The sequence below is a fragment of the Pseudomonas sp. B13(2017) genome (assembly GCF_002113245.1).
In the GTDB taxonomy this organism is placed as follows: domain Bacteria; phylum Pseudomonadota; class Gammaproteobacteria; order Pseudomonadales; family Pseudomonadaceae; genus Aquipseudomonas; species Aquipseudomonas putida_Z.
Genome location: NZ_NEJX01000022.1, coordinates 17875 through 31352, shown reverse-complemented (window position 1 = coordinate 31352; position 13478 = coordinate 17875). Strand labels below are relative to the sequence as shown.

At 64.7% G+C, this 13478-nt stretch carries 12 protein-coding genes, 1 tRNA gene and 1 pseudogene; 8 read left to right on the top strand and 6 right to left on the bottom strand.

The genetic code is table 11. The annotated features are described in order from the left end of the window. Nucleotides 1-136: 136 nt before the first annotated feature. The 3 genes from cgtA to CAG44_RS23370 all read left to right on the top strand — a co-directional run bounded on the left by cgtA (nucleotide 137) and on the right by CAG44_RS23370 (nucleotide 3033). Nucleotides 137-1363 carry an Obg family GTPase CgtA gene (gene cgtA / locus CAG44_RS23380; RefSeq protein WP_025337634.1) on the top strand — a complete coding sequence of 409 codons (1227 nt, stop codon included), beginning with the start codon at nucleotides 137-139 and terminating at the stop codon, nucleotides 1361-1363. A gap of 85 nt (nucleotides 1364-1448) precedes the next feature. Further along, a complete protein-coding gene (proB, locus tag CAG44_RS23375) occupies nucleotides 1449-2567 on the top strand; it encodes a glutamate 5-kinase (RefSeq protein WP_025337635.1) in 1119 nt (372 codons plus the stop codon). A 22-nt stretch (nucleotides 2568-2589) separates the two neighbouring features. Then, on the top strand, nucleotides 2590-3033 hold the full coding sequence (locus tag CAG44_RS23370) for a CreA family protein (protein ID WP_038407896.1): 444 nt from the start codon (nucleotides 2590-2592) through the stop codon (nucleotides 3031-3033). A gap of 142 nt (nucleotides 3034-3175) precedes the next feature. On the opposite strand, the gene mksF is transcribed toward CAG44_RS23370, so the two are convergent. From mksF to mksB, 3 genes are read right to left on the bottom strand one after another with little or no spacing between them, the layout of a single operon-like run. Next, complete coding sequence (mksF, locus tag CAG44_RS23365) at nucleotides 3176-6010, bottom strand: Mks condensin complex protein MksF (protein ID WP_015268901.1); 2835 nt, start codon at nucleotides 6008-6010, stop codon at nucleotides 3176-3178. Further along, a complete protein-coding gene (gene mksE, locus CAG44_RS23360; RefSeq protein ID WP_025337638.1) occupies nucleotides 6007-6714 on the bottom strand; it encodes an Mks condensin complex protein MksE in 708 nt (235 codons plus the stop codon). Before mksE ends, mksF begins: the two co-directional genes overlap by 4 nt. Beyond that, entirely contained in the window at nucleotides 6704-7993 is a 1290-nt protein-coding gene (gene mksB / locus CAG44_RS23355) for an Mks condensin complex protein MksB (protein ID WP_024086237.1), read from the bottom strand. The genes mksE and mksB overlap by 11 nt, the downstream gene beginning before the upstream one ends. A gap of 285 nt (nucleotides 7994-8278) precedes the next feature. Here mksB and CAG44_RS23350 point away from each other — a divergent pair, with 285 nt between their 5' ends. Genes CAG44_RS23350 through CAG44_RS23335 form a run of 4 tightly spaced genes read left to right on the top strand, consistent with a single transcriptional unit; the run spans nucleotide 8279 to nucleotide 10826 of the window. Then, complete coding sequence (locus tag CAG44_RS23350) at nucleotides 8279-9064, top strand: hypothetical protein (RefSeq protein WP_025337639.1); 786 nt, start codon at nucleotides 8279-8281, stop codon at nucleotides 9062-9064. Then, nucleotides 9061-9516 (top strand): ribosomal protein S18-alanine N-acetyltransferase, encoded by a 456-nt coding sequence (gene rimI, locus CAG44_RS23345; protein ID WP_046616794.1) that lies wholly within the window; start codon nucleotides 9061-9063, stop codon nucleotides 9514-9516. Before CAG44_RS23350 ends, rimI begins: the two co-directional genes overlap by 4 nt. A 49-nt stretch (nucleotides 9517-9565) precedes the next feature. After that, nucleotides 9566-10204, top strand: a complete 639-nt coding sequence (gene can / locus CAG44_RS23340; RefSeq protein WP_025337641.1) for a carbonate dehydratase — start codon at nucleotides 9566-9568, stop codon at nucleotides 10202-10204. 46 nt (nucleotides 10205-10250) lie between these two features. Beyond that, nucleotides 10251-10826 carry a D-Ala-D-Ala carboxypeptidase family metallohydrolase gene (locus CAG44_RS23335; protein WP_085592580.1) on the top strand — a complete coding sequence of 192 codons (576 nt, stop codon included), beginning with the start codon at nucleotides 10251-10253 and terminating at the stop codon, nucleotides 10824-10826. On the opposite strand, the gene CAG44_RS23330 is transcribed toward CAG44_RS23335, so the two are convergent. After that, nucleotides 10766-11683 (bottom strand): LysR substrate-binding domain-containing protein, encoded by a 918-nt coding sequence (locus CAG44_RS23330; RefSeq protein WP_085693084.1) that lies wholly within the window; start codon nucleotides 11681-11683, stop codon nucleotides 10766-10768. The genes CAG44_RS23335 and CAG44_RS23330 overlap by 61 nt on opposite strands. Before the next feature lie 244 nt (nucleotides 11684-11927). Between CAG44_RS23330 and CAG44_RS23325 the strand changes: the two genes are divergently transcribed. After that, entirely contained in the window at nucleotides 11928-12542 is a 615-nt protein-coding gene (locus CAG44_RS23325) for a LysE family translocator (protein ID WP_075043724.1), read from the top strand. A 98-nt stretch (nucleotides 12543-12640) separates the two neighbouring features. Here the strand turns inward: CAG44_RS23325 and CAG44_RS23320 are convergent. Both CAG44_RS23320 and CAG44_RS23315 read right to left on the bottom strand, forming a co-directional pair. Next, nucleotides 12641-12717: transfer RNA gene (locus CAG44_RS23320), tRNA-Met, on the bottom strand. A gap of 131 nt (nucleotides 12718-12848) precedes the next feature. After that, nucleotides 12849-13409 (bottom strand): annotated as a pseudogene (locus CAG44_RS23315) (FecR family protein); the annotation flags it as partial. Nucleotides 13410-13478 lie beyond the last annotated feature (69 nt).

The window sequence follows — 13478 nt, the reverse complement described above, 5'->3', positions numbered from 1 at the left end:
TGAGCCTCTTGCAAAGCTGTTTGTATGGGCTGCCGGCGTGGGTTTCTACGGTCGTACGGGGCCGCCGCGCTCATTTTTGCAAGAGCCTCAGGTTTTTCAGGTATTCAACTCGCCAGCAGGCGAGAGGCGGTTTTGAATGAAGTTTGTTGACGAAGTATCCATTCGGGTCAAGGCCGGTGACGGCGGCAACGGTTGCATGAGCTTCCGTCGCGAGAAGTTCATCGAGAACGGTGGCCCCAACGGTGGTGACGGTGGCGACGGTGGTTCGGTGTACATGATCGCCGACGAAAACCTCAACACCCTGGTCGACTATCGCTACACCCGTCACCACGAAGCCCAGCGTGGCGCCAACGGCGGCAGCACCGACTGCACCGGCAAGAAAGGCGACGACCTGTTCCTGCGTGTGCCGGTCGGTACCACCGTGATCGACGCCTCCACCCAGGAAGTGATCGGTGACCTGGTCACCCCGGGCCAGAAGCTGATGGTCGCCCAGGGCGGCTGGCACGGCCTGGGTAACACCCGCTTCAAGTCCAGCACCAACCGTGCACCGCGCCAGACCACCCCGGGCAAGCCAGGTGACCAGCGTGACCTGAAGATGGAAATGAAAGTGCTGGCCGACGTCGGCCTGCTGGGCCTGCCGAACGCTGGCAAGAGCACCTTCATTCGCTCGGTTTCGGCCGCCAAGCCGAAAGTGGCCGACTACCCGTTCACCACCCTGGTGCCGAACCTGGGCGTGGTCAGCGTCGACCGCTGGAAGAGCTTCGTCATCGCCGACATCCCCGGCCTGATCGAAGGTGCTTCCGAAGGCGCAGGCCTGGGTATCCGCTTCCTCAAGCACCTGGCGCGTACCCGCGTGCTGCTGCACCTGGTGGACATGGCGCCGCTGGACGAAAGCAGCCCGGCCGATGCCGCCGAAGTCATCGTCAACGAGCTGACCCGCTTCAGCCCGTCGCTGGCCGAGCGTGAGCGCTGGCTGGTGCTGAACAAGGCCGACATGGTCATGGAAGACGAGCGCGACGAGCGGGTCAAGGAAGTGGTCGAGCGCCTGCAGTGGGAAGGCCCGGTCTACGTGATTTCGGCCATCTCCAAGCAGGGCACCGAAAAGCTCAGCCACGACCTGATGCGCTACCTCGAAGACCGCGCCGACCGCCTGGCCAACGACCCGGCCTACGCCGAAGAGCTGGCCGACCTCGACCAGCGCATCGAAGACGAAGCCCGTGCCCAGCTGCAGGCCCTGGACGACGCCCGTACCCTGCGCCGTACCGGCGTCAAGAGCGTTCACGACATCGGCGACGATGACGGTTGGGACGATGATTTCGAGGACGACGAAGACGGCCCGGAAATCATTTACGTGCGCGACTGACCGGTTGCAGTACACTAAACGCCGCTCTTTGGAGCGGCGTTTTTGTATCCACGGTATCTACAGATTCGACATAGGTTGGAAGAAGATGCGAAGCAAGGTGACGGGCGCCAAGCGCTGGGTCGTGAAGATTGGCAGTGCTCTGCTGACCGCCGATGGCAAAGGCCTCGACCGCGGTGCCATGGCCGTTTGGGTCGAGCAGATGGTCGCGCTGCGTGAGGCAGGCGTGGAGTTGGTACTGGTCTCCTCCGGGGCCGTGGCTGCCGGCATGAGCCAGCTGGGCTGGACGTCGCGACCGAGTGCGATGAACGAGCTGCAGGCGGCTGCCTCGATCGGCCAGATGCGCCTGGTGCAGGCCTGGGAGTCGAGCTTCGGCGAGCACGGCAAGCACACCGCGCAGATCCTGCTGACCCATGACGACCTGTCCGACCGCAAGCGCTACCTGAACGCCCGCAGCACCCTGCGCACGCTGGTCGACCTGGGCGTGGTGCCGGTGATCAACGAAAACGATACCGTGGTTACCGATGAGATCCGCTTCGGCGACAACGACACCCTGGCGGCGCTGGTGGCCAACCTGGTCGAGGCTGACCTGCTGGTGATTCTCACCGACCGCGATGGCATGTTCGATGCCGACCCGCGCAATAACCCCGACGCCCAGCTGATCTACGAGGCCCGTGCCGATGACCCGGCACTGGACGCCGTGGCCGGCGGTACCGGTGGTGCGCTGGGCCGTGGCGGCATGCAGACCAAGCTGCGCGCCGCGCGCCTGGCAGCCCGTTCCGGTGCCCATACCATCATCATTGGTGGCCGCATCGAGCGCGTGCTGGATCGCCTCAAGGCTGGCGAACGTCTGGGTACCTTGCTGTCGCCCGAGCGCGGCATGCTTGCCGCGCGCAAGCAGTGGCTGGCCGGCCACCTGCAGACCCGTGGCACCCTGGTGCTGGATGCCGGTGCCGTGCAGGCGCTGCGCCAGGCCAACAAGAGCCTGCTGCCGGTTGGCGTGAAGACCGTGCAGGGCAGCTTCCGCCGTGGCGAGATGGTGGTGTGCGTCGGCCCGGACGGCCATGAAGTGGCGCGCGGCCTGGCCAACTACAGCGCCCTGGAGGCGCAGAAGATCATTGGCCAGCCGTCGGATGCCATCGAAAGCATCCTGGGCTATATCGCGGAGCCTGAGTTGGTGCACCGCGACAACCTGGTTCTGGTCTGAGGGCGCGCACGTGCTGAAAAGGATGATTGCCGTGGCGGCACTGGCGTTGCCGATGCTGGCCGGGGCCGAGGAAATCGGCCAGGTGTCCACCGTGTTCAAGTTCCTCGGGCCGAATGATCGTATTGTGGTCGAGGCGTTCGACGACCCCAAGGTCGAGGGCGTGACCTGCTACCTGTCGCGGGCCAAGACTGGCGGCGTGAAGGGTGGGTTGGGGCTGGCGGAGGACCGGGCGGAGGCATCGATTGCCTGTCGTCAGGTCGGGCCGATCAGCTTCAAGGGTGAGCTGAAGGATGGCGAGGAAGTGTTCAAGGAACGCACCTCGCTGGTGTTCAAGACCATGCAGGTGGTGCGCTTCCTGGACAAGAAGCGCAATACGCTGGTGTACCTGGTGTACAGCGACCGCATGATCGAAGGCAGCCCGCAGAATGCGGTGACCGCGATTCCGATTCTGCCTTGGGCTCATTGATAGCCTGGTAGATCCTGGGAGGCCTTCGGCCTCCATCGCCGGCAAGCCAGCTCCCACAGGTACATTGCAGGCCTCGGGGCTTGTGCAATATCTGTGGGAGCTGGCTTGCCGGCGATAGGGCCGCAACGCGGCCCCAATTACCTCAGGCCAATTCCTCGGCCTGATGATCCTCACGCACAACCGCCTTCACCTCATCCCGACGGCTGATGAACTTCCAGTCCGCCTCGTCGATGTAGATGCCATTCGGCCCGCTACCACCTTCCAGGTCGATCGCCACGCGCGCAGACACCTGCGGCTTCACGCTCGCCAGGATCGGCACGAAGCCCAGCTGCAGGCTGGTTTCCAGCAGCGCAGCCTGGTTGCGTTCGTCGATGTCCGCCGCTTCGTCCAGGTAGTACGGCAGGCGGATGCGCCCGGCCAGGTCGCGGTCCATCAGGTGCAGCAACAGGTACATGTTGGTCAGCGCCTTGATGGTCATGGTGGTGCCGTTGGATGCCGCGCCGTCGATGTCGGCATGGATCACCGGCTGGCCGTTGACCTTGGTGATCTCGAACGCCAGCTCGAACAGGTCCTTCAGGCCCAGCTGGTTGTGGTTGGCTGCCACCAGCCGTGCCAGGTATTCCTTGGCCTCTTCGTTCTTGTTGTCCTGCTCGGCGCTCTGGGTCAGGTCGAACACCGACAGGGTTTCGCCTTCTTCGTACTGACCGGCGCTGTGGATGATCTGGTCAATGTGCTTGAGCGCTTCCTTGTTCGGCGCCAGCACCACGCGGAAGCTCTCCAGGTTGGATACCTGGCGCTTGTTGATCTCGCGGTTGAACAGGGCCAGCTGGTGCTCGAGGCTGTCGTAGTCGCTGCGGATGTTGCGCAGGGTCCGGGCGATGTCGGTGACCGCGGCGCGGCGTGCCTTGGCCAAGGTCAGGGCTTCGTCGGTGCGGTGAGCGTAGGCATTCACCAGCAACTGCAGGCGGCGTTCCATGTCGTCTTCGCTGTCGAACTTGGCCACGCCTTTCAGGCGCACCTGGGCGTACAGCGCCTCGATCTGGTTGTCCACCCGCTGCAGGCTCTGCCAGCTGTCCTGGTAGTCGTTGAGCAGTGGCAGCAGGTTGTCCATCGAGTCGTCGATGGCTTCCATGTACGGCGTGCCGTAGGGCAGGTCGGCCGGCAGCAGCTGGCGACGGCGCAGGGCGTCCTCCAGGGTGCGCTGCTTGGCCTCGAGGTCGCCGATCTGCCGGCCGACCAGTTGCAGCTTGGCCGACAGCTGCTGGACGCGTTCGGTGAAGGCGTCGCTGGAGCGCTTGAGTTCGTCCTGCGCGGCTTCGAGCTGCGACAGCTGCTCCAGCTTCTCGGGCTCTTCGGCGGCCAGGGTTTCGCTGCGGCGGAAGTCTTCCAGCGCTTTCTGCGCGTCCAGTACTTCCTGGTACAGGGCCTCGGTCTGCGCCTTGGAGGCGGAGCGGTCGGCGGCCACGGCCTGTTGGGTCTTGAGCTGCTTCAGCTCTTTTTCCAGGCGCTCTTTCTGGTCACGCAGGGCCGCACGGTCGGCCAGGGCCTGCAGCGCCGGTGGGTCGATGTGCGACAGGTCGATGGACAGGCCCGGGGCTTCGAAGCGTTCGCCCTTGAAGCCGTCGAGTACCGCTTCCAGCGATTTTACCCACAGGTCGCTGTCGTCCAGTTCGATACCGCGGTCACCCAGCGGCAGGCTGAACAGCGCGCCATTGAACAGGCGCATCAGGCGGTCGACGTCCTGCTGGGAGAACTCTTCGCGCAGGCGGGCGTAGCTGTTGTTGTCGGCGTGGTCGAGCTGCTGCTTGACCTGCTTCAGGCGCTTTTCCAGGTCGCGGACGCGTTCGTCCAGGTCTTCGGCGCTGAACTGGCGCGACTGGGCCAGGGCGCCGGCCAGTTCGTCGTGGGCGTCCTTGGCCGCCAGCAGTTGCTGCTCCAGCACCTTGACGTCATCGACCAGGGCGAAGCGGTGCTTGAGCACCGACAGCTCGCCCAGCCAGCGCTGGATACCGGTGATTTCACGCTCCAGGCGCATCAGCTCCTGAGTACCGCCGCGCTGGTCGTTCTGCAGGCGGTCCTGCTCGCCACGGTAGTGCTCGGCCTGGATCACCAGCTCTTCCTTGCGCGCCATGGCGTATTCCTGCCAGGTGCCCAGCAGGGTGTCGAGCACTGGCGAAATGCGGTGCAGCTTGCCGCGCAGGATGTCGCGCTGGGCCACGCCACCGGCCAGGGCCTCGACCAGCGGGCCGGCGGCGACCAGGGCGTTGTAGTCCTGTTCCATGCGGCGCACGTCGCGGAAGGCTTCCTCGCACGCGGCGATATAGTCGACGCTGCCAGAGCGCAGGCTGTGCTCGAAAGCGTCGAGGAACAGCTGCTTGAGCTTGGCGGCGGTGATTTCGCGCATGTGCAGCAGGTTGATGAACAGCGCGCGGAAGGTTTTCAGGCTTTGCTCGCTGGTCGAGCGCAGCGGGATCATGGTCAGGTCCAGCGGCACCGAGGTGTGGCCACCGACCAGCAGACGACGCAGTTCGTCCGGCTTCAGCTCGTAGGCCTTGATCCCCAGGCGCTCGAGGTTGGTGAACAGCTCTTTCTGGCGCAGGCAGGTGTCGTTCTTCTGGTAGTGGGCCAGGTCCAGTTCGCCCTTGTAGGCAAAGAACTGGTGACCGAAACCGCCGCCCGGGCCGCGGCCGACAACGCCGATGACGTGCGGGCCGTGGGGCAGGCTCAGTTCGCAGAGAATGTACGAGGTGTCGCTGGCGAAGTAGAAGCGGCGCGACTGCTCGAGGCTGTACTTGCCGAAGCTCATGTCCGACATGCGCGCCAGGATCGGGAACTGCAGGGCGTTGATCGACGCCGATTTACCCAGGTTGTTGGCACCGTATACCGACAATGGGTGCTCCAGCGGAAACAGGCCAAGGCTGTAGCCGGCGGTGTTGAGCAGTGCGAAGCGGCGGATGCCGTAGCGTTCCTGGCTCATGCGTCAATCTCCTGTTGCTCTTCGCGGATGGCCCGGGCCAGGGCTTCCTCTTCGCTTTCCTCGCCCTCGAAGGGGGTGAGGTCGAGCGGGTCGTCGGTGCGGTTGAGTTCTTCTGGGCTTTCTTCCTCGACCAGTACCGGGGTCGGCAGCGGCAGGTCGCTGTGCAGGGTGGCCGCCAGGTCGCGGTCCTGCTGCACGGCCAGGCACACGTCGAGGAAGCGATGCATCGGCGGCAGGAAGCGGTAGATGCCGCCTTCCTCGAAGGCGAAGCCGAGCTGGGTCATGCGGCGCAGGATTTTTTCTTCCAGCTCGTCCACGGTCTGCACTTCGGCCTGCAGGAACAGGTCGCGGTACTTGTCCAGCAGCGAGGGCAGTTCGTCACGGCCGATGCTGCCGCCATCAAGCACGGCCATCGGGTCGCGGCCCTGGTCGGCCAGGTGTTCGACCAGGATGAAGGTGAACAGCGACAGGCGCTGCGCGGTCTTGTTGACCTGCGCGGCGGTCATGTCCGGCACGAAGTAGTAGAAGCCACGGGTGTCGCACACCAGTTCGAAGCCCAGGGCCTTGAACAGGGTGCGGTACTGGTCCTGGAAGTTCGACAGCTGGGCGTACAGCTCGGGGTCGCGGCGGCTGACGTGGAAGCCTTTGAACAGCTCGCGGAAGATCGGCGCGAGCTGGGACAGTTCGGAAAGATCAAGATGCATGGGCTGGGCTCGCGTTGGATTCGGTAGGCGCGCTGGCGGCGTCTTCGCGGCTGGAGGTCAGGGCGAACGAGCGCAGGCTGACCAGGTGTTCCTGGGTGATGTACTCGCGGCGGTCGAGGCGTTCGCGCTTGAAGCGCTTTTCCCGCGACAGGCGCGAGAACCAGTACAGCAGCTCGTCGGTGGCGCCTTCGGGTTCCTGCTCCAGCAGCCAGACCATCAGGTCGGGCAGCGGCAGGGCCTGTTCGCAGCGTTCGGCCATTTCCTTGACCGTGCGCGGTGCACGGGGCAGGGCGCCGGACTGGGTCTTGTGGGCCTTGGGGAAGCGCGCCGGCTTGGGCTCGAAGCGGGCCAGGGCGTAGACATAGGCCTCGACCTGGCTGGCGCTGCCGAGGAAAGTGCTTTGCGGGCGGGTGAACATCGGCATGGCCGCTTGCGGTACGGCGTCGATGCCCTTGCGCCGGATCACCGACAGGGCCAGTGCGGCGCCACGGGTCACGGCGTTGTGCCGGCGGGCTTCTTCACGCAGCGGCAGCAGCAGTTCGCGGGCGTGGCGCAGGGTCAGCTGGGCGCTGGTCTGCATTTCCAGGATGCGCGCGTGGGTGCGCAGCAGCATGTCGTCGTCGACCAGGTGGCCCAGGCGCGCCTGTTCGCCCAGCAGCTTCAGCAGCACGGTCTCGACCTTGCGCACGCCCTGTTCGAAGGCGCCGTCGGCGTTGACCAGCTGGATCATCGGCTCGACGTACTCGTCCCAGGTCGCCAGTACTTCGGCATAGCGCTGGCGCAGCGGGATCTGGCGGTTGCTGGTCTTGGCCCGCTCGGCCACGGCCACCAGTGCCTGTTCGTCGTTGTCGAGCTTCTTCAGTACATCGCGCACGCGCATGTCGAGCAGGCGCAGCTGGCGCGCCAGGTCGTCGCTGTCGCGGTTGTCGAAGGCGTCCTGGATATGCCCGGCCAGGCGTTCCAGGTGGCGCAGGTAGGCTTCGATCTCCAGGCACAGGCCCAGCCGGTGTTCGCGGCGCAGGTAGGCGAGGAAATCGTGGATCTGCGCGTTGAGCTCGAAACGGTTCGGGCTCTTGGCCACCGGGACCAGGATATCCAGGCGGATCCACACGTCGAGCAGCTGGGTGATGTCCTGCGGGGTGCTCTCGACCTGCTGGCGGGCCACATGCTGACGCAATTCGACCAGGCTCAGGGTGCCCTGGTCGAAACGCTCGCACAGCGGCTCGATCAGGGCCCAGTGTTCGGCTAGGGCGCGCAGGACGCGCTTGGGTTCGATCATTGGCTTCGACTCGTTGCCAAGAAAAAGGGGGCGATTGTACTGCATACGGGGGGGAGGTTTTCACCCCTTGGTCTGTAATGGGGGATCACCCTTGCTTTGATGAGGGTTTCACTGGCCCTTTCGCGGGCACGCCCGCTCCCACAGGTACTGCGCAAGGCCCTGTGGGAGCGGGCGTGCCCGCGAAATGGCCGGTACAGGCAATAAAAATCCGCCGACCAGTTGCGGCACACGAATGCCAACGGCGTTAGAATGGCCCTTTGTCTCCACCCCTCGGAACCCCGCCCCTTGCTCACCGAACCCCGTCGCCGCGCCTACCTTTCCGCCATGCAAGTGGTGCACTGGCTGCCGCGCGCCGAACTGCCGTTCGCCGCACCGTCGCGGCCCGAGCTGCTGCTGCCGGTGGCGCCGGTCGAGGACCTCGATTTCGACGTCAGGCCGGCACCGGCTGCCAACGAGGCGCCAGTCACCCACCAGGCCCGCTCCGGCGAGCGGCCGAAAATCGAGATTCCGCGCCCGGGCAGTGCGCCCAAGCCGGCCGCCAAGCCCGCCGAGGCCGAGGAGCAGGCCGCGCCACCGCGCCCGGCCCCGGTGCCACCCCCGCGCTTCTCGCTGCAGTTGCTGCGAGCCGGCAGCTGCCTGCTGCTGGTGGAGTTGGCCACCGGCCAGCCGTTCCAGAGCCGCGACCCGTCCTACCTGCTGCTCAAGGACATGCTGCGCGCCGCCGGCCTGCCCGACGCCCCGCAGATCATCGGCGAGCCGGTGCGCTGGCCGCTGCTGGTGCGCGGCAACATGGACCAGGGACCGGAGGCGGCGCGCGATTTCGTCCAGGGCTTTGTCCAGGCGCGCCTGGAAGACGCCCCGTGCACCTGCCTGTGGCTGGTCGGCCTGCCGGCGCTGCGCTTTGCCGCCAATGTCGACGGCGAAGCCTATTACCAAACCCTGAAGCTCGAGGGCCTGGGCGAAGCCTGGGCCTTGCCGGGCCTTGAACTGTTGATGGACGAGCCGCAGCGCAAGGCGGACGTCTGGAAAGCCATGCGCCAGCTGATGGCGCGCTGGAAGAGCGTTGAATGAGTGACTCGATCAGCTTCCGCCCGATGACCGAGGCGGATCTGGATGCCGTACTTAAGATCGAATATGCCGCGTTCAGTCATCCCTGGACCCGCGGGATCTTTCAGGATGCGCTCAAGTCGTACGAAGTCTGGCTGATGTTCGACGGCCAGCAGCAGGTGGGCCATGGCGTGATCAACGTGATCATCGACGAGGCGCACCTGCTCAACATCACCGTCAAGCCGGAAAACCAGGGTCGCGGCCTGGGCCTGCGCCTGCTCGAGCACCTGATGGCCCGGGCCTACCAGCTCAATGGCCGGGAGTGTTTCCTGGAAGTGCGCGCCAGCAACCAGTCGGCCTATCGTTTGTACGAGCGCTACGGTTTCAACGAAATCGGCCGCCGCCGCGACTATTACCCGGTTGCCGGTGGCCGTGAAGACGCCCTGGTGATGGCCTGCACCCTGCTCGAGGACTGATGCAGGGGCTGGCGCTGTCACGCAGGCAAACCCTGATGAGGCAACGACCATGCACGACCTGCAGGAACTGATCGACAACAACGCCCGCTGGGCTGACGCGATCAACCAGCGCGACCCCGACTTCTTCGCCAAGCTGGCCCGCCAGCAGACTCCCGAATTCCTCTGGATCGGCTGCTCCGACGCCCGCGTGCCGGCCAACGAAATCGTTGGCATGCTGCCGGGTGATCTGTTCGTCCACCGCAATGTCGCCAACGTGGTGCTGCACACTGACCTCAACTGCCTGTCGGTGATCCAGTACGCGGTGGAAGTACTGAAAGTGCGGCACATCCTGGTCACCGGCCACTACGGTTGCGGTGGCGTGCGCGCCGCCATGCAGGATCGCCAGCTGGGCCTGATCGACGGCTGGCTGCGCTCGATCCGCGACCTGTATTACGAAAAGCGCGCCGAGCTGGCCAAGCTGGACAACGAAGAGGCCAGGGTCGACCGCCTGTGCGAACTGAACGTCATCCAGCAGGTGGCCAACGTGGCTCACACCAGCATCGTGCAGAACGCCTGGCACCGTGGTCAGGAACTGTCGGTGCATGGCTGCATCTATGGCATCAAGGATGGCCGGTGGAAGAGCCTGGATACCACCATCAGCGGCTTCGCCCAGCTGCCGCCGCAGTATCGGTTGCGGGCGTTGGAGTAGTAACGGTTACCAGTTTGACGCGGCCCCTTGCTGGGATGGTCAAGGAATGAAAAAACTGCTTCTGGCTGCAAGCCTGCTGATAACGGCCACTGCCCACGCCGACGAACGCGACCTGTGGATGTTCGCCCAGTGGGCTGGCGACCATCACACTCGTCCCTTCCGTGAAATGCTGGTGGATGCCCGCCTTTACGGCATAGTGCCTATCCATCAGTTGCTGCGTTCGGCTTCGGACTGGAAGCTGTGCCACGCGTCCCCCTTCGCCGTGCCGCCTGCCAGCAACTGGCCGGCAGTGCGTTCTACGCTCTCGCTGATCAAGGCGCTCGACGACCAGGGTATCCTGCGCCAGTTCGAGGTGGTTTCGGCCTATCGAGACCCACGCCTGAACGTCTGCGCCGGCGGGGCTGCCAACAGCGCCCATACCCGGGCCTTCGCCGTCGATATCCTGTTACCCGACTGGGCGGACCCCAACCCGCTGTGCCGTTTCTGGCAGCAGTATGGCCAGGCCTGGAACATGGGCCTGGGGCGCTATCCGTCCGGGCGTATTCATGTGGATACCGCGGGTTACCGCACCTGGGGTGGTGACGGCCGTGCAGGTTCGTCGTTCTGTATCAAACCCAGATGAGCCAGGCAGCTCCTGCATTCGCCCATCACCCACGTGGCGAAGCGCTGGCGCTTGCCGTCGTCTTCCAGCGGCTGAGGGCTGAGCAGGTGGTAGGCCGAGCCGTCACGCACAAAGCCGAACGGCGCCTGCAACTGCCCGCTGTCGAGTTCGTCGCGCACCATGAGGGCTGAGGCCATGGCCAGGCCCAGGCCGGCGCTGGCGGCCTGAATCGACAGGTAGAAGTGCTCGTAGTCGCTGCGCTCGGTATGCCGGGCCTGCTGGCCGCTCAGGCGCAGCCAGTTGGGCCAGGCGCCGGGGCGGGTGGCGCTGTGCAGCAGGCGTTGGCCTTCAAGTTGGATGGGGGCGGTGGGATGGCAGACCGGGCCTATCCATTCGTCGCAGATCTTCTGGTTGTACAGCTGCTTGTCCCAGTGGAAGTCATCGCGGCGAATTGCCAGGTCGACACCACTGCGGGCGAAGTCCAGTGGCCCGCCTGCGGCCACCAGGTGCAACTGCAGGTCGGGATGGGCGGCATGGAAGCGGGGCAGGCGCGGGATCAGCCAGCGCATGGCGATGGTCGGCTCGCACGACAGCACCAGCACGTTGTCGCGGGCCTGTTGTTGCAAGCGCTGCACGGCGCCTTCGAGCTGTTCGAAGATCGCTTGGGTGGTGCCCTGCAAGGCACGGCCGGCAGAGGTGAGGAAAATGGCCCGGTTGCGGCGCTCGAACAACTCCACACCAAGGCTTTCTTCAAGCAGGCGCACCTGGCGGCTGACTGCGCCATGGGTGACGTGCAGGTGCTCGGCGGCGCGCACGAAGCTCTCGGTTTCGGCGGCGATGTCGAAGTAGCGGAAGGCATTGAGTGGCGGCAGTTTCATGGCATTTGTGTTGCCAGTGCCGGCCTCTTCGCGGGCTTGCCCGCTCCCACAGGGTTTCACAGCGACTGAGAGTTGTGGGTTACCTGTGAGAGCGGGCGAGCCCGCGAAGAGGCCGGCACCGGCACTACACCTCTGTGAAGAAAACTATCAGATTTGCTTCACTATAAATCGATTTTTCCTGGGCTATAAGCTCTCGATAATTACCTGGTCTGTGCATTTCCATCGCCTATCGAGAGCCACCAGCATGACCGAACTCATTGCCGTCGCCCTGTTCACCCTGCTTGCCGTCATCAGCCCCGGTGCCGACTTCGCCATGGTCACCCGCAGCAGTTATGCACAGGGCCGCAAGGCCGGGCTGGCTGCTGCCGTGGGCATTGCCCTGGGGGTGCAGGTTCACGTTCTGTACACGGTGCTGGGCATCGCGGTGATCATCAGCCAGAGCCCGGCTCTGTTCCTGGGCATGAAAGTGCTGGGCGCGGGTTACCTGGTCTACCTGGGCTACCAGTCGCTGACCAACACCCGGCGCATCAGCCTCGACGGGGTTGCCGCATCCGCAGCCAGCGTAACGCAGGCCCTGCGCACGGGCTTTCTGACCAACGCCCTCAACCCCAAGACCATGCTGTTCGTCATCAGTGCCTTCACCCAGGTGGTGCAGCCTGGCAGCTCGCTGGCGCTGGATTTTGCCTACGGCGCTTTCATGTCCGTTGCCCACTGGCTGTGGTTCAGTCTGGTGGCGGTGTTCTTCTCCAGCACGGCATTGCGCAAGGCGATGATCGAGCGGCAAAGGCTGGTGGACCGGGTAATCGGCCTGGCGCTGATCGGGTTGGGCCTGGCTGTGGCGGTGACCGGCATGCGTTGAGGTAGCGATTGCATGCGCTGTGGGGGAGGGGCGGGCCTGTGGTATTTTTCGCAGGCAAAGAAAAAGGGCTTACCTTGCGGTAAGCCCTTCGTCTTGTTTGGTGGCTACACAGGGACTTGAACCCCGGACCCCAGCATTATGAATGCTATGCTCTAACCAACTGAGCTATGTAGCCGATGGCGCGCATTATTCTCTTGAACGGCCCCCCTGTCAACACTCATTTCAAAAAAAATTTGCACGCTTTCAAAAACTTAGCGGCCAGGCCCCCGGTTCTGCCTTGCCCAACGGCATGTCGCCGGCTTTCTACTGCCCGCTGCGCCAGCCATCGGTGGCCTTGAGGTCGGCTTTCTGTAACGGGCCGATATGCCCGCCATCGAAGGTTACCCGCTCGCCCGCCGATACTAGGCGCTGTTCGCCACCCTGGATAACCATGGCCTTGCCACTGAACACCACCAGTTCGTCATGCCCGGCATGGCGGGCGACCTGCAGGCGGGTACCGAACACCTGGATGCGCGCATCGCCCACTGTCACCTCCATGGCCCGGCCGTCGAGCATCACTTCCAGGTATACCCGGCCCTGCACCAGCTGTAGCTGGCGCGTGCGGCCGCGCAGGTCGGCGTTCATCGCGCTGGCGCTGCCCAGGTGCAGGGTGGTGCCATCGGCCAGGCGGATGCTGCGGCGTTCACCTGCATCGGTGTGCAATTCGCTACCCAGGCGCTGCATCAGCGGCCAGTACAGGTAGGCTGCAGCGCCCAGCCCCAGCAGGAATAGCAGCGCCAGCCATTTGCCCATGTGGCTGCGGCGCGTGTTGATCTGCCGTGGGCGGGGGCGGTCAGGCTGCAGCTGATTGGCGAGCATCTGGCTCATGGGTTCGATCTGCTCGCGATAGGGGCCGTTTCGCCCAACGATGACAGGGGTATGGGCCAAGGATGCTAA

What these genes read in the sequence shown, in the direction of transcription:
- cgtA (WP_025337634.1), top strand. Translation starts at nt 137, where the DNA reads ATGAAGTTTGTTGACGAAGTATCCATTCGGGTCAAGGCCGGTGACGGC.
- proB (WP_025337635.1), top strand. Translation starts at nt 1,449, where the DNA reads ATGCGAAGCAAGGTGACGGGCGCCAAGCGCTGGGTCGTGAAGATTGGC.
- CAG44_RS23370 (WP_038407896.1), top strand. Translation starts at nt 2,590, where the DNA reads ATGATTGCCGTGGCGGCACTGGCGTTGCCGATGCTGGCCGGGGCCGAG.
- mksF (WP_015268901.1), bottom strand. Translation starts at nt 6,010, where the DNA reads ATGAGCCAGGAACGCTACGGCATCCGCCGCTTCGCACTGCTCAACACC.
- mksE (WP_025337638.1), bottom strand. Translation starts at nt 6,714, where the DNA reads ATGCATCTTGATCTTTCCGAACTGTCCCAGCTCGCGCCGATCTTCCGC.
- mksB (WP_024086237.1), bottom strand. Translation starts at nt 7,993, where the DNA reads ATGATCGAACCCAAGCGCGTCCTGCGCGCCCTAGCCGAACACTGGGCC.
- rimI (WP_046616794.1), top strand. Translation starts at nt 9,061, where the DNA reads ATGAGTGACTCGATCAGCTTCCGCCCGATGACCGAGGCGGATCTGGAT.
- can (WP_025337641.1), top strand. Translation starts at nt 9,566, where the DNA reads ATGCACGACCTGCAGGAACTGATCGACAACAACGCCCGCTGGGCTGAC.
- CAG44_RS23335 (WP_085592580.1), top strand. Translation starts at nt 10,251, where the DNA reads ATGAAAAAACTGCTTCTGGCTGCAAGCCTGCTGATAACGGCCACTGCC.
- CAG44_RS23330 (WP_085693084.1), bottom strand. Translation starts at nt 11,683, where the DNA reads ATGAAACTGCCGCCACTCAATGCCTTCCGCTACTTCGACATCGCCGCC.
- CAG44_RS23325 (WP_075043724.1), top strand. Translation starts at nt 11,928, where the DNA reads ATGACCGAACTCATTGCCGTCGCCCTGTTCACCCTGCTTGCCGTCATC.